Raw genomic sequence first — 21435 nt, 5'->3', positions numbered from 1 at the left:
CTAGCCTTCTTCGCCGAAATTCCCGGCGAGACGCTCGTGCATGTACTGGCTGGCCTCGTTCATACCAACAAGAACGACCCGCTTGTCAAGACGCTCGTACTTCGTCGTAATGGCATCCAGGGCCGCTACCGTCGACGCATCCCAAATGTGGGAGTTTGACATGTCGATGATGATGCGGTCGGGGTCATCCGTGTACTCAAACTGCGTGGTCAGGTCGTTGCTCGACGCGAAGAAAAGCTCTCCGTTGACACGGTAGTAAGCGGTGGGCACTGCCTCATCTTCGGGCAGTGTGCGCTCCACCGTTGCGAAGTGCGCGACTCGACGCGCGAAGGCGACCATCGCGACGATCACGCCGACGAGCACACCAATCGCGAGGTTCTCGGTTCCGACAACAACCGCAACGGTGGCCACCATGACGGTGGTCTCGCTCTTGGGCATGCGCTTGAGCGTCGACCAGCGGATGCTGTGCCAGTTGAAGGTCGAGATCGCGACGATGATCATGACGGCCACGAGCGCGGCCATCGGGATGATCGCGACAACGTCGCCCAAAACCACGACGAGGATGAGCAGGAAGATTCCCGCGAGGAAGGTCGAGATTCGAGTGCGAGCTCCCGAAGCCTTCACGTTGATCATGGTCTGGCCGATCATTGCGCAGCCACCCATTCCGCCAAACAGGCCGGAGAGCACATTGGCAACGCCCTGACCCCAGGCTTCGCGTGTCTTGCGCGAGTGGGTGTCAGTGATGTCGTCGACAAGTTTCGCAGTGAGCAGCGACTCAAGGAGTCCGACGAGAGCCATGGCAATCGCGAACGGGCCAATAATCTGGAGAGTCTCCAGAGTCAGTGGAACGTTCGGGATGAAGAGCTCAGGAAGGCTGCGGGGGAGTTCGCCCTGGTCGCCAACCGTGGGCACTGAAATCGCCATCGTGACGGTGATGACGGTCAGCAGCACGATAGCTACGAGAGGAGCGGGGATCACCTTAGTGAACCGCGGCATCAGCACCATGATGATTAGCCCGGCGCCTACCAGCGGGTACACCATCCACGGCACGTCGAAGAGGTGCTCAAGTTGCGCCATGAAAATCAAGATCGCCAGCGAGTTCACGAAGCCGAGCATGACGCTGCGCGGAATGAAGCGCATGAGCTTGGCCACGCCAATCACGCCAAGGAACACTTGCAGTAGCCCGCCAAGGATGACGGTCGCAATGAGGTAGTCCATGCCGTATTCGCGGGCAACGGGGGCGATGACGAGTGCAATCGCTCCGGTAGCCGCCGTGATCATCGCGGGGCGCCCGCCGAGGAAGGCGATTGAGACTGCCATCACAAACGATGAGAAGAGTCCGACTCGCGGATCGACTCCGGCAATGATCGAGAACGAGATTGCCTCGGGGATCAATGCGAGAGCGACGACCAAGCCGGCCAAAACCTCTCTGGTGAGGATGCGCGGCGTGCGCAACGCCGTCATTACTGACGGTTCGGCGCGATACCGGTTTGATTTGGGGGCTTGGGCAATGGCGATGAGATTCTCCTGCGGACTGTGCCACGCGGCCGCGTGGCGGTGAAAAGAGTGAGGAGCCTGAGTGCATGTGTGCACGGCTCATTGCCTGCGACAGTGCTGGCAATAGACCAAAGATGATCTGGTCAAACGGGAACGGACGACAGTAGGTGTGTCTGAGTCCTCGTCCACGATAGCCGATCATGCAGATTCATGGGCGACTCTCAGCCTGCGCGGCTCCGTCGCGGCTCCGTTAGAACAGTCGGTTGCGGTTCACTACGCCCGCAAACAACACGTGCGCCAAGGGGAGTGCCGATCCGATGATAAGCACGAGGCCGATAGTCGGATCCGTGTCCCGCACCAGAATTCCCCCGATAAGCAGGGCCGTGAAGAGCACCGCGGAGATCAGGCGGCGGACCAGAAGTTCAATCATGCGAAGGCGCTTATCTGCCCCTGGCGTTTCGACAGCGAGCTGACCGCGTTGCATGAGAGTTGCAACGCTTTCGAGTTGCTGCGGAAGCCGCAGAATCAAGCCGGCGGATGACAGAGCTTGTTTCGCGAGCTCTTTCACGGTTCCGCCGCCTTCGTCGCGGGCTAGTCTCGCGGCAAAGGGCTCGATGGCAGTCCAGACGTTGTAGCTGGAATTCAAGTCGCTGGCGACTCCGGAGGTGACCGAGATGGCGCGGATAATCAGCAAAAAGTTTTCGGGCAATTGAAACGGCATCGTGCGGACGACTTCACTGAACTCATTGCCAAAGGCGCGGAACTCCTGGGGGTCTACCTGTTGGAGTTCGCTGAAGCCCATACCGCCGAAGCGATCGAACAGTTCCCCCAAGGCGCGCTCGAGCGGCGCGCTTTCAGCGCTACGGAGCAGGATGCCCATATCCCGCACGCTCGCGACAAGGCCCGGAGCATCCCTCGCCGCTGCGGCAATGATGAGGCGCTGAAGACCGCGGCTGAGATTTTCGGGAACGTCGCCCATCATGCCGAAGTCAATAAAGGTCAGTGTCCACTCGGGCGTGGATTGGTCGGCGCGGTCAGGATCCGCCGGCGTCACGAAGATGTTTCCCGGATGCGGGTCGGCGTGGAAGAACCGGTGCATAAAGAGCTGCTCAAACATCGCGCGCGACAACTCGTCGGCGACTTCTGCGGGGTCGATTCCGGCCGCGACCAGCTTCGCGTGGTCGTTGATCTTGATAGCGGTCGCGTCGGCAAGAGTCAGAATGCGGCGCGTCGAGCGCTCCCAGACGACCTCGGGAGCGTCTATGCGGGGGTCATCAACGAAGTTTTCAGCGAAGCGTTCCGCGTTGCTTCCCTCGTTGAGGTAGTCGATCTCGCGCAGGCTAATGATCGCGAATTCTTCGAGAAGTGCCGGCAAGTCGACGCGTCGTGAGATGAAGCGAACCCGGTTAAGCCAACTCGCGACACGACGCAGAGCTGCGAGGTCGACGGTGATGATGTCGGCGATGCCTGGCCGCTGAACCTTCACAACAACAGCGGAGAACCCAACATCCACCGCATCGTTGGCTATCAGCCGCGCTCGATGCACTTGACCGAAGGATGCCGCGGCAACGGGAGTTGGGTCGAAGTACTCATACGCACGCTCAAGGGGCATGCCGAGTTCTCTCTCGACGCTTTCGCGAATGAGCGTGAAGTCGACTGCGGGAACCTCATCCTGCAGTCCTTCAAGTTCCCGAGTGATTTCGCTCGGCAGCACATCGAGGCGGGACGACATAAATTGTCCGACCTTGATCATGAGCCCGCCAAGATCAACGGCTAGACCGTGAAAACTACGAGCGATGCGGGCTGCTCGCACGAGCCGACGTCGAGCAGCAACCCGTTCGAGCCCGAAGCGGGGCAGAACAAGTTCGAACCACCATTCGAGGACCATGTACCGGGCAGCAAAACGCAGGATCCGACGGTAGCGGGCGCGCAGCTGTCGAGTGTCGGTCATCAAATCTCCCTAGTGCCGACGTGGCCGGCTTGTCCGCTCAGTCTTGGGCGAGGATGGCGTAAAGCTTACGACGCGCGTCATCGATGATGCTGATGGCTTCCTCTACCTGTTCTGGGTTTCCGGTACGCATCAGCGGCACGACTGCTTCCGCCAGTTTTGCGGCAGCGTGGGGGAGCGCGGTCGGGCGTGACGAGTCTTTTGCTTCGGAATTCTCCCACGGTGCCGGGCGACCAGCTTTGGCTTCGTCGTGACCCTTTTGGGTGAGCGTGTAGGTCTTCTTGCCGTCGGCCTCGTGAGCTTCGATGAGCCCTTCGTCAGCGAGCAATTGAAGCGTGGGGTAAACGGAACCGGGGCTGGGCTTCCACGCGCCGTTACTGCGCTTGTCGATTTCTCGAATGATTTGGTAGCCGTGCATCGATTCCTCAGCGAGAAGGGAAAGGATGGCGACGCGAACGTCTCCGCGTCCCATACGGGGAACTACGCGACGTTCGAATTCTGAGCGCACGTTGTCGAGCGCATCCCATAGCCCTTTTCCTGCGTGGTCGAACGCGTCTGCGAACGGGCGGCGAGAATCTCGGCCACTTGTTCCGAATGAGTTATTCATGCTGATCCTCCAGTCGGTGGATGCGGGGCACGAGCGGCCTCGCCGATACTCAACGATACATCGTTAAAATCTTGTCGCCAGGAATTTCAGCTAACCCGCAGCAACCACATCACCGCGCAACGACGAAGGAACCAGTTCGCTGTATTCGTGCAGACTGGGGGAGTTAACTGGGGTCATGGCAGCTACCGTCTCAGATCAATTCATCGGCCAACTACAACAAGCAGGCGTCAGGCGCATTTACGGGATTGCGGGCGACAGCCTCAACCCCATCGTTGACGCCGTGAGACGCACCGGAGGATCCGCCAAAGGCGGCATCGACTGGATTCACGTGCGCAACGAAGAGGCCGCCGCATTCGCCGCCAGCGCCGAAGCACAATTGACCGGCGAAGTTGCAGTCTGCGCTGGCAGCTGTGGACCCGGCAACCTCCACCTCATTAATGGGCTTTTTGATGCGCACCGCAGCGGCGCCCCGGTGCTCGCCATCGCAAGCCAGATTCCCTCGACGGAAATCGGCAGCGAATATTTCCAAGAAACCCACCCCGATCGCCTCTTCGTTGAGTGTTCGAATTATCGCGAACTCATTTCCACCGCAGCACAAGCGCCAAGGGTAGTGAACTCCGCGCTTCGCCACTCGATTAGCTTGGGCGGAGTCTCCGTCATCACGCTTCCCGGAGACATCGCCGGGCTCGACTCTGTGGGCAGCGCACCACAGTTGGCTCGCCCGGGCATTCCGGTCTTGGCTCCTGCTGCTACCGATGTGGCAGCCCTCGCTGAGGCCATCAACTCCTCCGAGCGAGTCGCTATCTTCGCCGGGGCAGGAGTGGAAGGCGCCCACGATGAGGTTGTTGCGTTCGCCGATCTGCTTGCCGCTCCGATCGGCCACAGCCTCCGCGGCAAAGAGTGGATTCAGTACGACAACCCGTTCGACGTCGGGATGACGGGGATGTTGGGCTACGGCGCCGCACACGACGGCATCCACGATGCCGATCTCCTCATCTTGCTCGGCACCGACTTCCCCTACGAACAATTCTTGCCAGACGGCTCACACGAACGAATTGCCCAAATCGACACGAAGGCAGAGCACTTAGGGCGGCGCACCAACGTTGAGATCCCTGTTCACGGCGACGTGGCAGCCACTATCGCCGCAGTGACACCGTTGATCACGAACCGCACCAACAGGAGCTTTCTGGAGAAGACTCTCAAACGTCATCACCGCCTGCTGAATAGCGTGGTTGACGCCTATGCCAAGAACGTCGAGAAGAAGATTCCGATTCATCCTGAATTCGCCGCATCGCTGCTTGACGATCTCGCTAGTGAAAACGCGATCTTCACGGCTGACACGGGTATGTGCAACGTGTGGCAGGCCCGCTACATCAACCCCAATGGCCAGCGCCGCCTCATTGGCTCGTTTCTTCATGGCTCAATGGCTAACGCACTCCCACAGGCCATTGGCGCCCAAACGAGTCATCCTGACCGGCAGGTGATCGCCATGTGCGGTGACGGTGGACTGTCAATGTTGATGGGCGAATTGATTACCGTCGCCGCGAACAAGCTCCCCGTAAAAATCGTCGTCTTCAACAACTCAACCCTGGGCATGGTCAAGGTCGAGATGCTTGTTGACGGATTTCCCGACTTCGGGGTGGACGTTCCCTCGGTTGACTTCGCGGCGGTAGCGAACGCGCTCGGAATCTTTGGGCAGCGGGTAGAAAAACCCACCGACATCCACTCGGCACTTGAAGCGGCGCTCGCCCACGATGGGCCAGCACTTGTCGACCTCGTCACTGATCCGCTTGCGCTGTCACTACCGCCAACCATCACCGGAGAAATGGCCCGCGGTTTCGCACTCGCAATGTCGAAAGTGGTCATGAACGGGGGAGCAGGCGAGGCGGTAAAGCTCGCAAAAAGCAACATTCGGTTACTCCCGGGCGCCCTGTAGCGCGCAACCCAGACGACGCCTGCCGGAGTTCACAGGGACTCCTGCAGGCGAGCGTTCTCACCGCTCAATCGGCCGAGGGCAAAAAAATAGCTCGGACCCATAAACATGGATCCGAGCTATTTCGATGTCTTACGACACCTCGCTGTGCGCGAAGGGGGACTTGAACCCCCACGCCCTTTCGGGCACTAGCACCTCAAGCTAGCGCGTCTACCAATTCCGCCATCCGCGCGCATCTGCGGCGCTACAAGAGCACCGCCGAGATAAGAGAATAGCATCCTTTTTGAGCACCACATGACGCATCAAACAACGGGCTTCGTGAGTCCGGTTTCGGGTATGCCGTGGCGTGCAGATATTTACTGGGGAGACGGCTAGCGTGGAGTTATGACTTCTGAGCCAGAACTCGAGCGCACAGCCCGCATTGCGCAAGATCTCATCCGTTTCGACACTTCCAACTACGGGGAGGGTCGATCGAACGGCGAGACTGACGCAGCCGAATATTTGGGTGCGTTGCTTGAAGAGATGGGCCTCACCACTCAATACTTTGATGCTGCCACCGGCCGCACGACCGTCATTGCCAAGGTGGAAGGCAGCTACGACACCCCGTCTTCTGCGCCGCACGCGAAAGAGCGCCCCGCGCTGATTTTGCATGGCCACACGGATGTCGTGCCTGCTGATCCCAAGAACTGGTCGGTAGATCCGTTCGGAGGCATCATCCGCGACGGCCTGCTGTGGGGCCGCGGAGCCGTCGACATGAAGAACATGGATGCCATGATCATCACGGCACTCGGCGACATTCTGGGAGCCGGCAAGCGTCCCGCTCGCGACCTCACGATCGCCTTCTTCGCTGACGAAGAAAATGGCGGCGAATACGGTTCGCACTTCATGGTCAAGAAGCACCCCGAAATTTTTGCGGGAGCAACCGAAGCCATCAGTGAGGTCGGTGGCTACTCGGTGGATCTCCAAGGCCAACGCGCTTACCTTCTGCAGACGGGCGAAAAGGCTCTTATGTGGATCAAGCTCACCGCGCGCGGCATGGCCGCTCACGGCTCGCGCGTTATCAGCGACAACGCCGTTACGAAGCTCGCGGAAGCTATCGCGATCCTTGGCCGCCAAGAATGGCCAGTGCATCTCACCGACACCACAAAGCTGCTCATCTCTGAGCTCTCTCGCATTCTTGACATTGATCCAGAAGAGGTCGGTCCCGATCAGTTGATTCTGGCTACCGGTACCGCATCCGGGTTCCTGCAGGCGACGTTGCGCACCACAAGCAACCCCACGCTGCTGAAGGCCGGCTACAAGCACAACGTGATTCCGGACGTCGCAGAAGCGCTCGTCGACATCCGCACTCTTCCCGGCGAAGAGGATGCGGTGCTCGCGCAAGTGCGTGCACTCTTGCCCGATGAGATCGAGATCGAGATGATGCACCGCGACATCGGCCTCGAAACAAGTTTCGATGGGCCCCTGGTCGATGCGATGGTCGAAAGCCTCGGAGTCTTCGACCCCGGCGCGCCTGTTCTGCCGTACCTGATGTCGGGCGGCACCGACAACAAAGCGCTCAAGCTTCTCGATATCACCGGCTACGGTTTCGCCCCGCTGCAATTGCCGCCCGAGATCGACTTCCCGGGGATGTTCCACGGTGTTGACGAACGTGTGCCGTTGGACGCATTAGTCTTTGGCAGGCAGGTCTTGGGAGACCTGCTTCTCAAGTACTAGTTCTTACCTAAACGGGAGCGTTCCATGGGGTTCATCGAGGCCATAATTCTCGGGCTTGTTCAGGGCCTCACGGAATTTCTTCCGATCTCTTCGAGTGCCCATTTGCGCATTATGGGTGAGTTTTTACCCTCTGCGAGCGACCCCGGCGCCACATTCACGGCAATCACCCAGTTGGGCACTGAGCTCGCCGTCATCCTCTTTTTCCGCAAAGATATCGCTCGCATTCTGAGCCGCTGGTTTCAGCAATTCCGTAAGCCTCATGGCTCCCACGGCGAAAAGATTGATCGGAATCATCCGGATGTACGGCTCGGGTGGCTCGTCATCATCGGCACGATCCCCATCGTGCTCGTGGGCTATTTCGCGCAGGAGTACATCCGTTCGACGTTCCGTTCGCTCTGGTTAGTTGCAACCGTGCTGATCGTGTTCGGCATCATCTTGGGAATCGCGGACTACCTCGGCAAGCGCACGCGCGCTCTCGAAGACATGAGCTACGGCCACGGCATCACGATCGGTCTCGCCCAAATGCTCGCTTTGGTACCCGGCGTCTCACGGTCGGGGTCGACAATGACAGCCGGCCTTGCGCTGGGGTACACGCGCCCTGCTGCGGCACGCTTCGGCTTTCTGCTGGCAATCCCTGCCGTCTTCGGCAGCGGACTCTATGAGCTCGTGCACAGCTTTGGCGAGCCCAACCAAGTATTTACCTATGCGGAAACGGCCATCGCCACAGTGATTGCGTTTTTCGTCGGCTACGTCGTGATCGCAGCGCTCATGCGCTACATCGAAAAGCGTTCGTTCCTGCCGTTTGTCATCTACCGCGTGGTCTTGGGCGTGACGCTGTACGTGCTGCTGTCGCTCAACGTGATTCAGCCGGTTTAGTCGGTTCTGGCGTTCTAGCCGTTTCAGGCGTTCACAGCGGCTGAAGCGTTCGCGCTGGCTAAAGCGACATCGCGATCACACCCGCAGTGCTGTGCTTAGTCCTTGCCGCGCCACGGCTCGTCGCCAGCGGCACCCGGATCGGGCTTGTCATCGCCGCTCCGCAAGTACTTTTCGAACTCTTGAGCGATTGCTTCACCGCTGGCCGATGGAGAGTCGACCGTGTCGCGAGCACGCTCAAGTTGCTCAATGTACGACGACATGTCGTCGTCTTCGCCGGCGAGAGCGTCGATACCGGTTTCCCAGTCGGTTGCCTCAGTCACGAGATCGCCGCGGGGGATCACGACATCCACAATTTCTTCGAGCTTGTCGATGAGAGCGAGGGTCGCTTTCGGTGATGGGGCGTTGTGCACATAGTGCGGAACGGATGCCCAGATCGACATTGTCGTAATGCCGCTAGCTTCTGCTGCCTGACCGAGTACCGACAGGATGCCCACCGGGCCTTCGTAGCTGCTGCGCTCGATGTCCAATGCGGTGCGAACGGCGGAATTTTCGCTCGACGTGAAGACTGAAATGGGGCGAGTGTGGGGCACATCGGCCAACATCGCTCCGAGGAACACGATCGAGGAGATGCCGTTGTCGACCACGGTCTCGAGAATGTCGCGCGTGAATGCTTTCCAGGAGCGCGAGGGTTCTGTGCCGAGCAGGAGATAAATGTTCGACTGATTGTTGGCGCTCAACTGCAACTCGGCATCGGCGGCGATGCTTTCGGGGCGTTCGGCGTTGGGGCGAGACGGGCCGTACATCGTGACCGATGGCCACGTCATGACGCGGTTGCCGTCGTCGTCGTGTGAGAGAACTGGACGGTTGAACTGGTAATCGAAGTATTCTTCGGGATCGACTTCTGAGATGGGATACACGTCGAGCTGCTCTTTGAGCGATCGCACTGCGCCGCTCGCTGCTTCACCGGCGTCGTTCCACCCCTCGAAGGCGACGACGAGGAGTCGTCCGTTCGCAAATGGGGTGTTAGTCACTGGTCTCCTTGTGGTGCGTGGCAGGAATGTTCTTCACCCAAGGATAGAACTACGATGGTGCGTTGTGACTCACTCCACTCCGGCGGCCGTCTTGTGGGACATGGACGGCACCCTCATCAACTCCGAACCGTACTGGATTTCTGCGGAAACCACGCTTATCGAATCGTTTGGCGGTGCTTGGACGCATGACGACGCGATGGAGTGCGTGGGCAAGGGATTGCTAGAGTCCGCCCGCGTGATGCAAACGAAGGGCGTCACCCTTGACGCGGTCACGATCGTGGATCGCCTGACAGACAGCGTGATGGCCCAGCTCAAGGAGTTTGGGATTCCCTGGCGCCCGGGTGCCCGCGAGCTTCTCCAAGAGCTCCGCAGCACCGGTGTTCCCACCGCCGTCGTGACAATGTCGATCGGGCGGATGGCTCATCATGTCGTCGACAATCTCGGCTTCCATGGTTTTGACGCCGTCATCTCTGGTGACGATGTCGAGAACGCTAAGCCCCATCCTGAGGCCTACCTCGCGGGCGCGGCGGCACTCGGTGTCGAAATCACCGACTGCGTTGCTATCGAAGATTCCCCTCCCGGTGCCACCTCGGCGTTCGCCTCGGGTGCCACTGTCATCGGTGTTCCCTTCATGGTGGACATTCCCGAAAACAAGACCCACGCCCTGTGGCCGACACTCGACGGCCGCACCCTGAACCATCTCTCCGAACTGCACGCAAAGGTGACCACGCGATGAGCGACGTATTCCGACGACAGAGCGGCCCCTTTCGTGAAGGGGATCGTGTTCAACTCACCGGGCCAAAAGGACGCCTTAACACGGTGACTCTTGAAGCGGGGGGAGCGTTCCACACTCACCGTGGCGTCCTCAGCCACGACGTCATCATCGATCAGCCGGATGCCAGCGTTGTTACGAGCACCAACGACATCGAATATTTGGCGATGCGCCCGCTGCTCACGGATTTCGTCATGTCGATGCCGCGCGGCGCCGCAATTATTTACCCGAAGGATGCCGCCCAGATCATCGGTCAAGCCGATATCTTCCCTGGCGCTCATGTTGTAGAAGCCGGTGTCGGCTCCGGTGCGCTCTCCTTGTGGCTGCTGCGCGCTATCGGCGCGAGTGGGCAGTTGAACTCCTTCGAGCGTCGTGAAGAGTTTTCCGAGATCGCTCAATCCAACGTTGAGACGTTCTTGGGCGCGAAACCCACGAACTGGACTGTCACGGTTGGTGACCTGCAGGAGCAGTTGCCCGCAACAGTTGAACCAGGTGCGGTAGACCGCATTGTGCTGGACATGCTCGCTCCCTGGGAGTGCATCGAAGAGTGTGCCGACGCCCTCACTCCCGGCGGAGTGTTGCTCTGCTACATCGCAACGGTCACCCAGCTGTCGCGTGTCGCCGAGGCGATCCGCGCTACTGGCCTCTTCACAGAGCCCGATTCCAGCGAGACTATGGTGCGCGGCTGGCACGTTGAGGGGCTCGCCGTTCGTCCTGATCACCGCATGGTCGCCCACACCGGCTTCCTCATGACGGCCCGCCGCCTTGCGCCAGGATCCGTGCTGCCCGAGCTCAAGCGCCGTGCCTCGAAAACTGACTTCAAGGACGAGGATGTCGAAGTATGGACTCCCGGAGCGCTCGGCGAACGTAGTGCCAGCGCTAAACGCCTGCGCAAAACGGCACGCGAAGCGAAGGCCGCGGCTGAGGCCGGGGCTTCTGACCGGTAGAGTGTTGGCGATGTCTGTGACGATGAAAAGAGTGTTTGTGCGCAAGCTTGCAGTGGTGGCCCTCAGTGCCGGAGTTGTTGTCTCGTTGGCCGGTTGTGCCAATGGTCCGTTGAGCTTGGCGGACTGCATTCCGGTTTATTCTTCTGGCTCCAATTCCGCACTCGTGAGTGCTTCTGGCGCTCTCAGCACCGACCCCGAGGCCGAGTTCCCCACTCCGCTTATTTCAACGGATGTCGAGAATGAGCTCGCTATTGAGGGCGACGGCGATCAGGTGGGTGCTGGCGACATCACGACGCTCCAAATCACGATTTACAGCGGCGAGACTGGTGAACAACTCATCTCCACGGGCCATGACACTGCGGGGTTGCGCGTGGCTGTCACCGAGGGTGCACCGCACTTCGGCGACATTGCACAGTGTGCAACCGTCGGTTCCCGCATCATCACTACCGGCACGGCAGGCGACATTCTGGGCACAGAGAACATTGCTCAGAATCAGCTTCCGCTGGCCGAAGAGGACACCATCGTGATGGTGAGCGACGTCGAAAACCGTTACCTTGGCAAGGCTGATGGAGCGGACAAGCTCGCTCCTGCCGGATTCCCGTCCGTGGTGCTGGCCCCGAATGGCCAGCCTGGTTTCACCTTCCCGTCCGGCGATGCACCGAGTGAGCTCATGTTCACTGCGCTCAAGGTAGGCTCCGGCGAGACTCTCGAAGAGGGTGATGCAGCCGTTATGCACGTGAGCGGAATTGAGTGGGGCGCCGAGAGCACATTCACCAATAGCTGGGCAGAATCTGGCGTTCCCGGAACCTTCCTCATGGAGAGCACCGAGACCTCCGATTCGGGCCTCCCTCCCGGACTCACCGAAGCTCTCATCGGCCAGACTGTCGGCTCGCAGGTGCTCATCGTGTTGCCCGCGGATGTCGGCTTCGCCGCTGATGCACTGCCGACTGACGTCACGAGCGGTGCCACCCTCGTCTTCGTGTTCGACATCCTCGGAATTCAAGAGCAGTAACCGCAACCCACGACACGGCCGGGTGTCAGAGACATAGGATTTGACTCGTGCCAACACCGAAAGTTCCCAACGAAGAACGGCTCTTTAGCCTCGTTTTGGCGTTGCTCTCCACTGAAAATGGGCTCACAAAGAGTGAGATCCTGTCGACGGTGCAGGGCTATCGCCAACGCTTCGTACACTCGGGGGATAACGCGAACCTTGAGCGCCAGTTCGAGCGCGATAAGGACGACATTCGCGAGCTTGGGGTTCCGCTCGAAACCATCGAGCCTCCCGAGCAAGCGGGTAATAATCAGAATCTTCGCTACCGCATCCCTCGAGTCGATTACGAACTTCCCGAAGACATCAAGTTTTCGGCGGAGGAGTCAACTCTGCTCGGTCTCGCCGCAATGGTGTGGCGAGAGGGTTCCCTCTCTGAGGGCTCGCGTCGCGCCATGGTCAAACTCCGGTCCTTGGGCATCGAAACGGCGGAACCTGTTCTCAGCTACGCGCCACAGTTGCGGGTGCGCGACGAATCATTTGAGCCGCTGCGCGAAGCAATGGATCGTCGCGTGCTGGTCAGCTTCGAATACTTGAAGCCGGGGGAGCAGTCCTCCACCACTCGACTGGTGGCACCGCTTGCGCTCGTGCAACATCAGGGCCGCTGGCACCTGTACGCCAAAGACCCGCACACGGAACAGTTCAAGACTTTCCTGTTGCGACGCATTGTGAGCGACATCCAGCGCAGTAAAAAAACTTTTGACTACGTCACGGATGATGCTGCCGCTCAAGCCTTGTCAGGGCTTGAGAAGGTCTGGCAATCCAACGTCGCGATGTTGCGGGTGGAACCCGGCACCGACGCTGCAACGCGTCTGGGTAAGCGACGCGGAGCAGTAATGCATCCGGATTGCATGCTCGAGGTCAACTTCACTGACGTCAACATCATGGCTGACGAACTCGCGAGTTTTGGCCCCGAGGTCGTGGCGGTGTCTCCGCCCCATCTGCGGTCCGCAGTGATCGAGCGACTCACAAGAACGGTGGCAGACCATGGCTAAGAAAATCCCACCGCTGCGCGCTCAAGACAAGCTGGTCTTTTTGCTCGCTCTCGTGCCGTACCTCATGGACCGTGACCGCGTCAGTGTCGCCGAAACGGCTCTTCACTTTGGCGTGCCCGAGCAGCAGATTCGCGATGCTGTGCGGCTCATCGCCGTTTCCGGAATCCCCGGCGATACCGCCACCTATCAGGCTGGCGATCTTTTCGATATTGCGTGGGATGACTTCGAAGACAACGATCAAATCGTGTTGACTCACCTCGTCGCCATCGATGACACACCGCGTTTTTCTGCGCGCGAAGCTTCTGCCCTTATCGCGGGTTTGCAATACCTCTCGAGCCTGCCTGAGCATGCTGACCGTGCAGCTATCGCGACTCTTACCTCGAAGCTGTCACGGGGCGCGTCTGCGCAGCCAACGGCTGTCGCGGTGGAGTCGAACGCTCTCGATGAGACGCTTGCCCTCATCCGCGAGTCAGTTGCGGCGGGAACCCAAATCGAGTTTGACTATCGCAACTCACGAGGCGAGTCTGAACGTCGCCGGATTGACCCGCTCCGGGTTGAGTCGGTGGATGCAGACTGGTACGTGCGCGGCTGGTGCCATTCACGCGAGGATGTGCGCACGTTCCGCATGGACCGCATTTCCCACCCGGCCATGACGACAGAGGCCATCACCCACACCGCTGGTGACGTGAACCTGCCAGAAACACTGTTCGACACCTCCGCCGAAGACATCGAGGTCACCGTTGAGGTGGCTCGGAGCGCCATCGGCCTGCTGGGCGACTATGTGCCCGAAGACGCGATTCTTGTTCCCGCGGATGATCGCGTTCGCACCGTGGTCCGTGTTCCTCATTTTCACGGACTCAAGCGACTGATCGCCGGGCTTCCCGGAGTCGTGACTGTCGTGGCTCCCGACGAAGCACGCCACGCAGTGGCCTGCTGGGCACAAGCCGGCGCCGATCTCTACGCAGAACCGCGACAGGCGTTGTGATGATTGCATGGTGGGGTTGGGTGCTCATCTGGGTGGGTCTTGTACTCATCCTGATCGTCATGCTTGGCGTTATTGCCTGGGTTCTGTTCCGCAAGTCAATGGTGCTCATGAAGGATCTTTCGGACGTCGTCGACAAGACGTCGATGCTCGATGTCGAAGCGGCAGAACTCACTAAGCCCCAGATCGCGATCCTCACCGAGATGGCAGAGATTCGCGATCGCCACGAAGCGCAGAAACGCCATCGCGCTGAGCTGAAACTCGCTCGGCACGAACGCCGAATCGCGCGGGGCAAGACGATCACCACACGCGACGCTTCTGCAATGCAGTGGCCTCAGGAGTGGTCGTAGGTGGGGTGGGTTTTCGCTGTCGGCTTCATTCTGGTCGCACTGCTCTGGTTCGCCACTTGGTTGAGACGCCGAACTATCCGGGCGTATTTGCTTACGGCCGGCGCGCAGACAGCGGGTATCAGTAGCGAGTATCGACGCGGGCGGCGAGCTCCCCGCATTGCCGTGCGTTACACCGACAACGCGGGAACCGAACGCGTTGCCGTGAAGTCCTTGGTGAGCGCAGGCGATGCCCAACTACTCGCAAAACCGGCGGTTGTGCTCTACCACCCTCAGCATCGCAGTCGCTCAGAGTATGTGCTCGTGGGCTTTGGAAAGCAGCCTCAGCGGTGGTTTCCGGTTGAGTTTGCCCCCCGCGATTTCTCAGCCCACTAACTGTTCCTTGTTCAGCGTATCTAGGCGAATCTAGGTATGATTAGCCCACGCAGCCTTCGATTCTTAAGGAAGTTCTCCATGCTCGGCAATCTCAGCGGTTGGCACCTCGTTATTCTCTTGGTCGTCATCCTCTTGCTCTTCGGTGCACCGAAACTTCCTGGGCTTGCGCGCAGTCTCGGCCAGTCAATGCGTATCTTCCGCAGCGAGGTCAAGACGATGAAGGACGAGAACAGTTCCGACTCTCCAGCCGACACTTCGGCGGATTCGAACAGCGACACTCCTCCTAAGCCCTAACCCCTATGGCAGTTCGCGCCGAGAGGTGGCGTTCCAAGAGTGAAGAACGGATGTCACTCGGCGCGCACCTCATAGAGCTCAAGAAGCGGTTATTCATTTCCGCGATCGCGATCCTCGTGACCGCTATTGCCGGATTCATCTTTGCGAATTTCTTTATTGACGCCTTGCGCGCGCCGATCACAAACATCGCCGATTCAACCGGCCGCGGTGCTGCTCTGAACTACGACGCGGTCACTCAAGCATTCGATATCCGTATGCAGATCGCGTTTACGGTGGCGATCGTTGCTGCAAGCCCGGTGTGGCTGTACCAAGTCTGGGCATTTTTGGTTCCCGGCCTTGTGCGCAAAGAAAAGCAATATGCAATTGGCTTCTTAGCGACCGCGATTCCGCTGTTTCTCGCAGGTTGTGCCGCCGGCTGGTACGTCATGCCCAACATCATCACTCTCATGTTGGGCTTCGCAGGCGATCAAGATCTCTCTAATCTGAACGCGAAGTACTACTACGACTTCATCGTGAAGCTGCTGCTTTCGGTAGGCATCGCTTTCGTGCTTCCCGTTTTCGTAGTGCTCCTTAATCTGGTCGGGGTGCTGTCAGCGAGTGCAATTCTTAAGGGTTGGCGCGTCGCCATTTTGACGATCTGCATCTTCACGGCCATCGCAACTCCTGCAGCAGATGTCATCTCAATGTTCCTGCTTGCCATTCCGATGATCATTCTCTACTTCATCGCCGCGTTGATCGCGTGGCTCCATGATCGACGTGCGGCCAAGAAAGCTGCCGCCGTTGACGCCGAGTTGCGAGCAGAGGGCTAAGCAATCACCGTTTAGGCTGTAGTCAATGACTGAACTGTCTCCCGCCGAACGGTACGCCGCGGCAAAGAAGCGTCGGGGCTACCCGGTGCTCGAAGCTTTTCGCGCCGGCCAGCGTTTTGATCTCGACGATTTCCAGATCTCCGCCTGCCAGGTTGTCGAAGACGATAAGAGCGTCCTCGTCGCGGCACCGACCGGTGCTGGCAAGACGATCATCGCTGAGTTCGCTATCTACCGGGCCATGCAACTCGATGGGCCGAAGGTGTTTTATACCGCGCCCATGAAGGCGCTCAGCAATCAGAAATTTCAAGAGCTCGTCGCCGAGTACGGTCCCGAGAACGTAGGGCTGCTCACCGGTGATACGAACGTCAATGCGAGCGCGCGCATTGTGGTCATGACCACCGAAGTGCTGCGCAACATGCTGTATGCCAAGTCTGACTTGCTCAAAAATCTCAGCACGGTCGTGATGGATGAAGTGCATTTCCTCGGCGATCGCTTCCGCGGCGCTGTGTGGGAAGAAGTGATCATCCATTTGCCTGAGGATGTTCACATGGTCTCGCTGAGCGCGACTGTGTCGAACGCTGAGGAGTTTGGTGACTGGCTACAGGCCGTTCGGGGCGATACGGAAGTAATCGTCTCAGAAGACCGCCCAGTGCCCCTGGAGCAGCATGTGCTCGTGGGCACGAAGCTCATCGACCTCTTCGATTCGTCCGGCTTGGCCGCAACAAACCGTGTGAATCCAGAGCTCGCGCAGATGGCGCGCTTCGGCGGTCGAAGCCAGAGTGTCGGCAATCGTAGAAAGAGCAGTCGCTACGACTCTCGTGGCGGTCGCCCGGCACGATCCCGCATGGATCGCGCGGATGTCGTCGCAATGCTGTCGTCAAAGAATCTTGTGCCAGCCATTTTCTTCATTTTCAGTCGCATGGGCTGTGATCAGGCGGTGAATCAAGTTTTGCGCGCTGGCGTTCGCCTGACGACGTCCGAGGAGCGCGACGAGATTCGAGAGATCGTGGAGGCTCGCTGCCGCACGCTTCTTGATGAAGATCTGGCTGTTCTCGGCTATTGGGATTGGCTCAGCGGTCTCGAGCGTGGCGTTGCTGCCCATCACGCTGGCCTTCTTCCCGCCTTCAAAGAGGTTGTCGAAGAACTTTTCCAGAAGAAGCTTGTCAAGGCTGTTTTTGCGACAGAGACGCTCGCGCTCGGTATCAATATGCCGGCCCGCACCGTTGTGCTCGAAAAGCTTGAAAAGTTCAATGGTGAGGCTCGCGTTCCGATTACCCCGGGGGAGTACACCCAGCTCACTGGTCGTGCCGGCCGCCGCGGTATCGACATCGAGGGTCACTCGGTTATTCAGTGGGTGGACGGGCTAGACCCGCAGGCTGTGGCATCCCTCGCGTCACGCCGCACCTACCCGTTGAACTCGAGCTTCAAGCCGACCTACAACATGGCGGTGAACCTCATCGAGCTGTTCGGTCGCGAACACACTCGCGAGATTCTGGAATCGAGCTTCGCGCAATTCCAAGCCGACCGCGCTGTCGTTGATTTGGCTCGCAAGGTTCGCTCGCAGAAGAACTCGCTCGACGGCTACGCCAAGTCAATGGAATGCCACTTGGGCGACTTTGGCGAGTACTCCCGCATCCGGCGCGAACTCAATGATCTTGAAAAGAAGTCGCAGCCCAAGAACGATGCCGCCCACCGCGCCGAGCGCGAACGTCGTCAGCGCAAGCTCGCGGACTTGCGTCGCCAGATGCGCAAACACGAGTGTCATGCGTGTCCGGAGCGCGAATCTCATGCACGCTGGGCCGAACGCTGGTGGCGCTTGAAGCGCGAAACGGATCAGCTCACTCGCCAGATTCAGAACCGCACGGGAGCGGTAGCCAAGATCTTCGACCGCGTCACTGATGTGTTGACCAAGCTCGGCTATATCGAGCCGGGAGCCAACGGCGAGATGACGATCAACTCCTACGGCCGCACGCTGCGACGCATCTATGGAGAACGCGATCTCCTCGTCGCCGAATCACTGCGACACGGGTTCTGGAACGACCTCGACGCCCCCTCCTTGGCCGCCATGGCCACGACGCTGGTATATGAGCCCCGCCGCGACGAAGGTGACCTCAGCGATCGTTACCTTCCGCGCGGTGCCTTCCGTGAAGCGTTCGACAAGACGACAACGCTGTGGGCAGAGCTCGACGATCTTGAGCGTGACAACCGTCTCCCTGGCAGCCAACCGCTCGCGGCTGGGCTCGCGCTCGCTATGTACCGCTGGGCGAATGGAGCCAACCTTGACTCCGTGCTCGATCTAGCGGATATGGCTGCGGGTGACTTTGTGCGCGTCACCAAGCAGACTATCGACCTTCTTGACCAGCTCTCGGTCGTCGCTGACGGCAATGTCGGTCCGACCGCGCGCAAGGCGCTCGACGGCATCCGTCGCGGAATCGTCGCCTACAGTTCTGTCGCTTAGGCTCGAACGCGTGATGCCCGATAAACCCGTTGCTGTGCTGCCCTTCTGGGCTGCAATTGTGGTTGCACTGGCATCCGGTCCTATTTTGGATGCAGGGTTCCCAGACAAGAGCGTCTGGCCGATGACCTTTGTCGGCATAGCGCTCGTGCTCATCGCCCTTCGCGGCCGGAGCTCCCGTGGGGCGTTTCTCGTCGGCTTCCTCGGCGGTTTCGCGTTCTATCTGACGCACATTTCTTGGGCATCTCTCTTTTTGGGCCCTGTGCCGATGCTGGCACTCTCATTTCTAGAGTCGCTGTTCGTCGCGCTCGGCGGGCTCGCAATCACGTTGGCCTATCGCTGGTTGCCGCGCGCGTTTGGAGCCGGATGGGGAGCAACACTGGGCCTCGCCGTCGTCGTTTCGGGCCTCTGGACGGCGCGCGAAGCGTGGATGAGCGTGTGGCCCTATGGCGGCTTCTCCTGGGGCCGCGTGGCTCTTTCTCAATCGGAGAGCCCACTGGCAGCCCTCTTCCCGTGGCTCGGCGTCTCCGGCGTCAGTTTTGTGATGGTTCTTGTTGTCGCGCTTTCGCTTGCCGCTGCCGAATACACCTGGCGTCACTACCGCGAACTTCCCTTGGATGCACGTGCTCAACACGTCTCACGGGCGCTGCGCACTGCTTTCGTGCCGGTCGCTGTTTTCGCGATCCTCGTGAACGTGCCCACATGGCACGCGACCCTCGATGGCACACTCCGCGTCGGGGCCGTCCAAGGCAACGGAAAAGCGGCCTATTTCGACGAGCGCGACCGCGGTGATCTGCTTCAGGCGCAACTCACCGCCACCGAGCCGCTCTACGGCCAAGACCTCGATCTCGTGGTGTGGCCCGAGGGCGGCACCGATCTCTCGCCGCTGAGCAATAGTTACGCGGCAGCAGCCTTCGACTACGTCGTCGATAACGCCAACGCACCGCTGATTTCCGGCGACATCACCGAGCGTGACGGAAACATCTACAACAGTCAGTTGTTGTGGATGCCGGGGGAGGGCGTCGTCGATATTTACGACAAGCGCCATCCCGTTCCCTTTGGCGAATATGTCCCCAACCGCGAAATCTGGGAACAGTTTGCGCCCGACCTCATCGGACTCATTGGGCGCGACTATTCGATCGGCAGTACCGATATGGTCTTCGATGTGAATGGTGTCACTCTCGGCGTCAACATATGTTTCGACATCGTCGACGACCAGATTCTTACGGAGTCCGTCGAAGAGGGCGCTCAGCTCATCATCGCGTCCTCCAACAACGCGGATTTTGGGCACACCGATGAGAGCGCCCAACAGCTGGCGATGGCCCGCATCCGCGCACTCGAACTCGGCCGTAGTGTCGTGAACATTTCGACCGTCGGGTTGAGCGCCATCATCGCCCCCGATGGAACCACAATTGCTGAAGTGCCGTGGTACACGGCGGCCACCATGGTTGAAGACGTGCCGCTCTCCACCAGCATCACTCCGGCGGTTGTCTGGGGTCGCGAGCTTGAGTGGCTCGTGTCAGGAATTGGACTCGGCGCACTCATCGTCGCAGCAGTTGCCGGTCGGAGAAAAAATGCCTAACGTCGTCGTGGTCGTCCCGACCTATAACGAGATCGAGAACATCTCCTCGATCGTTGGTCGGCTCCGGCAAGCAGTGCCACGAGCCCACGTGCTCGTGGTCGATGATTCCAGCCCCGATGGCACGGGGGAGCGGGCTGAAGAACTCGCCGCCGCCGATCCGGGCATCACTGTGCTGCACCGTGCCAAGAAAGAGGGACTCGGCAAGGCCTACCTCGCCGGCTTTGCGCTGGCCCTTGAGCGCGGTTATGACTACATCGCGGAGATAGACGCCGATGGTTCCCATGACCCGTCTGATCTTCCGGCAATGATTGCTCTCGCCAAAGCAGGCAACGATCTTGTCATCGGTTCCCGCTGGGTACCCGGCGGTTCCGTCAAGAACTGGCCATGGTTTCGGCACACCATCTCGCAAATGGGAAACGCCTACGCCCGCACGGTGCTGCACTCCGACATCCGGGACATCACGGCAGGGTTCAGAGTGTTTCGCGCGAGCGCGCTGCGAGAGCTAGGCCTCGACGGCGTCTCGTCGCAGGGCTACTGCTTTCAAGTAGAAATGGCGTGGAACTTGGAACGTGCGGGCTACCGAGTGGCGGAGCATCCGATCACATTCGTTGAGCGCTCAACAGGCCGATCAAAAATGCATGCAGGAATTGTTGCAGAGGCACTGCTCAGGGTCACCGGCTGGGGAATAGCGGCGACCCTGAAGACAGTACGTCGTTAGTTAGGCGCCGATCTTCTGCTGGCCGCGACGGGCACGCAAGAAGTCGAGACGCTCTTGGAGAAGTTCTTCTAATTCGGGGCGGGTGCGACGTTCGAGAAGCATGTCCCAGTGGCTACGGGGAACCTTCACGTCGACCTCATCGAGTTCTACCAGCTCGCCGTTGTCATCGAGGAGTGTTCCTTCGTGACCCGTCTTGGCGTCGAGCCACTGCTGGGGAACTTCGGCGTCAGACGAAAACATCACTTCAAATGTGGTGCCGTCGGCCGCCTTGTATACGCTCTTTTTCCGCGGGGAAAACTCGACACCCTCTTCGCTCTGTAAGCTCTGGGTACCAAGTCTCATGCCGCGCAAGCTGCGATCTGCCATCGTGTGGCCTCCTTCAATTCGCGGTTTCTACAAGTAATAAACCCTCTTGCTGAACGTATGCTTCCAAGGGCGCACTGTTCACAGCGACTTGTCAGCATTTGCCAACATTTTCGCTGCCCAGAAGTGGAGTGTGCGCT

19 protein-coding genes and 1 tRNA gene are annotated in these 21435 nt (G+C 59.5%); 14 read left to right on the top strand and 6 right to left on the bottom strand.

Annotation, left to right across the window (positions count from 1 at the left end; genetic code table 11):
* From I6E52_RS01055 to I6E52_RS01045, 3 genes are all read right to left on the bottom strand, one after another.
* Positions 1 to 1464: a SulP family inorganic anion transporter gene (locus I6E52_RS01055; RefSeq protein WP_197154298.1), complete on the bottom strand. Its 1464-nt coding sequence runs from the start codon at positions 1462 to 1464 to the stop codon at positions 1 to 3.
* A 283-nt stretch (positions 1465 to 1747) separates the two neighbouring features.
* Positions 1748 to 3448 carry an AarF/ABC1/UbiB kinase family protein gene (locus I6E52_RS01050; RefSeq protein ID WP_197154296.1) on the bottom strand — a complete coding sequence of 567 codons (1701 nt, stop codon included), beginning with the start codon at positions 3446 to 3448 and terminating at the stop codon, positions 1748 to 1750.
* Between the two features lie 37 nt (positions 3449 to 3485).
* On the bottom strand, positions 3486 to 4052 hold the full coding sequence (locus tag I6E52_RS01045) for a PadR family transcriptional regulator (RefSeq protein ID WP_197154295.1): 567 nt from the start codon (positions 4050 to 4052) through the stop codon (positions 3486 to 3488).
* Between the two features lie 175 nt (positions 4053 to 4227).
* On the opposite strand from I6E52_RS01045, the gene I6E52_RS01040 reads away from it, so the two are divergent.
* Entirely contained in the window at positions 4228 to 5988 is a 1761-nt protein-coding gene (locus I6E52_RS01040) for a pyruvate dehydrogenase (protein ID WP_197154294.1), read from the top strand.
* Positions 5989 to 6133: 145 nt separating this feature from the next.
* Here I6E52_RS01040 and I6E52_RS01035 read toward each other — a convergent pair.
* A tRNA-Leu gene (locus I6E52_RS01035) sits at positions 6134 to 6217 on the bottom strand.
* Between the two features lie 152 nt (positions 6218 to 6369).
* Between I6E52_RS01035 and I6E52_RS01030 the strand changes: the two genes are divergently transcribed.
* Entirely contained in the window at positions 6370 to 7701 is a 1332-nt protein-coding gene (locus I6E52_RS01030) for a M20/M25/M40 family metallo-hydrolase (RefSeq protein WP_197154293.1), read from the top strand.
* A 24-nt stretch (positions 7702 to 7725) separates the two neighbouring features.
* A complete protein-coding gene (locus tag I6E52_RS01025) occupies positions 7726 to 8577 on the top strand; it encodes an undecaprenyl-diphosphate phosphatase (protein WP_197154292.1) in 852 nt (283 codons plus the stop codon).
* Between the two features lie 95 nt (positions 8578 to 8672).
* Here I6E52_RS01025 and I6E52_RS01020 read toward each other — a convergent pair whose 3' ends face one another.
* Positions 8673 to 9608, bottom strand: coding sequence for a proteasome assembly chaperone family protein (locus I6E52_RS01020; RefSeq protein ID WP_197105594.1), 936 nt, complete (start codon positions 9606 to 9608; stop codon positions 8673 to 8675).
* Between the two features lie 64 nt (positions 9609 to 9672).
* Between I6E52_RS01020 and I6E52_RS01015 the strand changes: the two genes are divergently transcribed.
* The 11 genes from I6E52_RS01015 to I6E52_RS00965 all read left to right on the top strand — a co-directional run bounded on the left by I6E52_RS01015 (position 9673) and on the right by I6E52_RS00965 (position 20932).
* Positions 9673 to 10344, top strand: coding sequence for an HAD family phosphatase (locus I6E52_RS01015; RefSeq protein WP_307842306.1), 672 nt, complete (start codon positions 9673 to 9675; stop codon positions 10342 to 10344).
* Positions 10341 to 11327, top strand: coding sequence for a tRNA (adenine-N1)-methyltransferase (locus tag I6E52_RS01010; protein WP_197154291.1), 987 nt, complete (start codon positions 10341 to 10343; stop codon positions 11325 to 11327). The genes I6E52_RS01015 and I6E52_RS01010 overlap by 4 nt, the downstream gene beginning before the upstream one ends.
* Positions 11328 to 11349: 22 nt before the next feature.
* The gene (locus I6E52_RS01005) at positions 11350 to 12339 is read left to right on the top strand and encodes an FKBP-type peptidyl-prolyl cis-trans isomerase (RefSeq protein ID WP_231601832.1); all 990 of its coding nucleotides are present in this window, start codon (positions 11350 to 11352) and stop codon (positions 12337 to 12339) included.
* 47 nt (positions 12340 to 12386) lie between these two features.
* Positions 12387 to 13370 (top strand): YafY family protein, encoded by a 984-nt coding sequence (locus I6E52_RS01000; protein WP_197154290.1) that lies wholly within the window; start codon positions 12387 to 12389, stop codon positions 13368 to 13370.
* Complete coding sequence (locus tag I6E52_RS00995) at positions 13363 to 14355, top strand: YafY family protein (protein WP_197154288.1); 993 nt, start codon at positions 13363 to 13365, stop codon at positions 14353 to 14355. The genes I6E52_RS01000 and I6E52_RS00995 overlap by 8 nt, the downstream gene beginning before the upstream one ends.
* On the top strand, positions 14355 to 14702 hold the full coding sequence (locus tag I6E52_RS00990; RefSeq protein ID WP_197154286.1) for a hypothetical protein: 348 nt from the start codon (positions 14355 to 14357) through the stop codon (positions 14700 to 14702). Before I6E52_RS00995 ends, I6E52_RS00990 begins: the two co-directional genes overlap by 1 nt.
* Positions 14703 to 15152: 450 nt before the next feature.
* Complete coding sequence (gene tatA, locus I6E52_RS00985; RefSeq protein WP_197124801.1) at positions 15153 to 15368, top strand: Sec-independent protein translocase subunit TatA; 216 nt, start codon at positions 15153 to 15155, stop codon at positions 15366 to 15368.
* A 50-nt stretch (positions 15369 to 15418) separates the two neighbouring features.
* Positions 15419 to 16177 carry a twin-arginine translocase subunit TatC gene (gene tatC, locus I6E52_RS00980; RefSeq protein ID WP_197124803.1) on the top strand — a complete coding sequence of 253 codons (759 nt, stop codon included), beginning with the start codon at positions 15419 to 15421 and terminating at the stop codon, positions 16175 to 16177.
* Positions 16178 to 16202: 25 nt separating this feature from the next.
* The gene (locus I6E52_RS00975) at positions 16203 to 18635 is read left to right on the top strand and encodes an RNA helicase (protein ID WP_197154285.1); all 2433 of its coding nucleotides are present in this window, start codon (positions 16203 to 16205) and stop codon (positions 18633 to 18635) included.
* A gap of 13 nt (positions 18636 to 18648) precedes the next feature.
* A complete protein-coding gene (lnt, locus tag I6E52_RS00970; protein ID WP_197154284.1) occupies positions 18649 to 20214 on the top strand; it encodes an apolipoprotein N-acyltransferase in 1566 nt (521 codons plus the stop codon).
* Complete coding sequence (locus I6E52_RS00965; protein ID WP_197154283.1) at positions 20207 to 20932, top strand: polyprenol monophosphomannose synthase; 726 nt, start codon at positions 20207 to 20209, stop codon at positions 20930 to 20932. Before lnt ends, I6E52_RS00965 begins: the two co-directional genes overlap by 8 nt.
* Here I6E52_RS00965 and I6E52_RS00960 read toward each other — a convergent pair whose 3' ends face one another.
* On the bottom strand, positions 20933 to 21298 hold the full coding sequence (locus I6E52_RS00960; RefSeq protein WP_197105583.1) for an RNA polymerase-binding protein RbpA: 366 nt from the start codon (positions 21296 to 21298) through the stop codon (positions 20933 to 20935).
* Between the last annotated feature and the right edge of the window lie 137 nt (positions 21299 to 21435).

Source organism: Salinibacterium sp. NG253 (assembly GCF_015864945.1).
Lineage (GTDB): Bacteria > Actinomycetota > Actinomycetes > Actinomycetales > Microbacteriaceae > Rhodoglobus.
Note: the sequence above shows the minus strand (reverse complement) of the source record. Positions and strands in the feature narration are given on the sequence as shown.

What these genes read in the sequence shown, in the direction of transcription:
- lnt (WP_197154284.1), top strand. Translation starts at nt 18,649, where the DNA reads ATGCCCGATAAACCCGTTGCTGTGCTGCCCTTCTGGGCTGCAATTGTG.
- I6E52_RS00960 (WP_197105583.1), bottom strand. Translation starts at nt 21,298, where the DNA reads ATGGCAGATCGCAGCTTGCGCGGCATGAGACTTGGTACCCAGAGCTTA.
- I6E52_RS00995 (WP_197154288.1), top strand. Translation starts at nt 13,363, where the DNA reads ATGGCTAAGAAAATCCCACCGCTGCGCGCTCAAGACAAGCTGGTCTTT.
- I6E52_RS01055 (WP_197154298.1), bottom strand. Translation starts at nt 1,464, where the DNA reads ATGACGGCGTTGCGCACGCCGCGCATCCTCACCAGAGAGGTTTTGGCC.
- I6E52_RS01010 (WP_197154291.1), top strand. Translation starts at nt 10,341, where the DNA reads ATGAGCGACGTATTCCGACGACAGAGCGGCCCCTTTCGTGAAGGGGAT.
- I6E52_RS00990 (WP_197154286.1), top strand. Translation starts at nt 14,355, where the DNA reads ATGATTGCATGGTGGGGTTGGGTGCTCATCTGGGTGGGTCTTGTACTC.
- tatA (WP_197124801.1), top strand. Translation starts at nt 15,153, where the DNA reads ATGCTCGGCAATCTCAGCGGTTGGCACCTCGTTATTCTCTTGGTCGTC.
- tatC (WP_197124803.1), top strand. Translation starts at nt 15,419, where the DNA reads ATGTCACTCGGCGCGCACCTCATAGAGCTCAAGAAGCGGTTATTCATT.
- I6E52_RS01030 (WP_197154293.1), top strand. Translation starts at nt 6,370, where the DNA reads ATGACTTCTGAGCCAGAACTCGAGCGCACAGCCCGCATTGCGCAAGAT.
- I6E52_RS00965 (WP_197154283.1), top strand. Translation starts at nt 20,207, where the DNA reads ATGCCTAACGTCGTCGTGGTCGTCCCGACCTATAACGAGATCGAGAAC.
- I6E52_RS01025 (WP_197154292.1), top strand. Translation starts at nt 7,726, where the DNA reads ATGGGGTTCATCGAGGCCATAATTCTCGGGCTTGTTCAGGGCCTCACG.
- I6E52_RS01040 (WP_197154294.1), top strand. Translation starts at nt 4,228, where the DNA reads ATGGCAGCTACCGTCTCAGATCAATTCATCGGCCAACTACAACAAGCA.
- I6E52_RS00975 (WP_197154285.1), top strand. Translation starts at nt 16,203, where the DNA reads ATGACTGAACTGTCTCCCGCCGAACGGTACGCCGCGGCAAAGAAGCGT.
- I6E52_RS01050 (WP_197154296.1), bottom strand. Translation starts at nt 3,448, where the DNA reads ATGACCGACACTCGACAGCTGCGCGCCCGCTACCGTCGGATCCTGCGT.
- I6E52_RS01045 (WP_197154295.1), bottom strand. Translation starts at nt 4,052, where the DNA reads ATGAATAACTCATTCGGAACAAGTGGCCGAGATTCTCGCCGCCCGTTC.
- I6E52_RS01005 (WP_231601832.1), top strand. Translation starts at nt 11,350, where the DNA reads ATGAAAAGAGTGTTTGTGCGCAAGCTTGCAGTGGTGGCCCTCAGTGCC.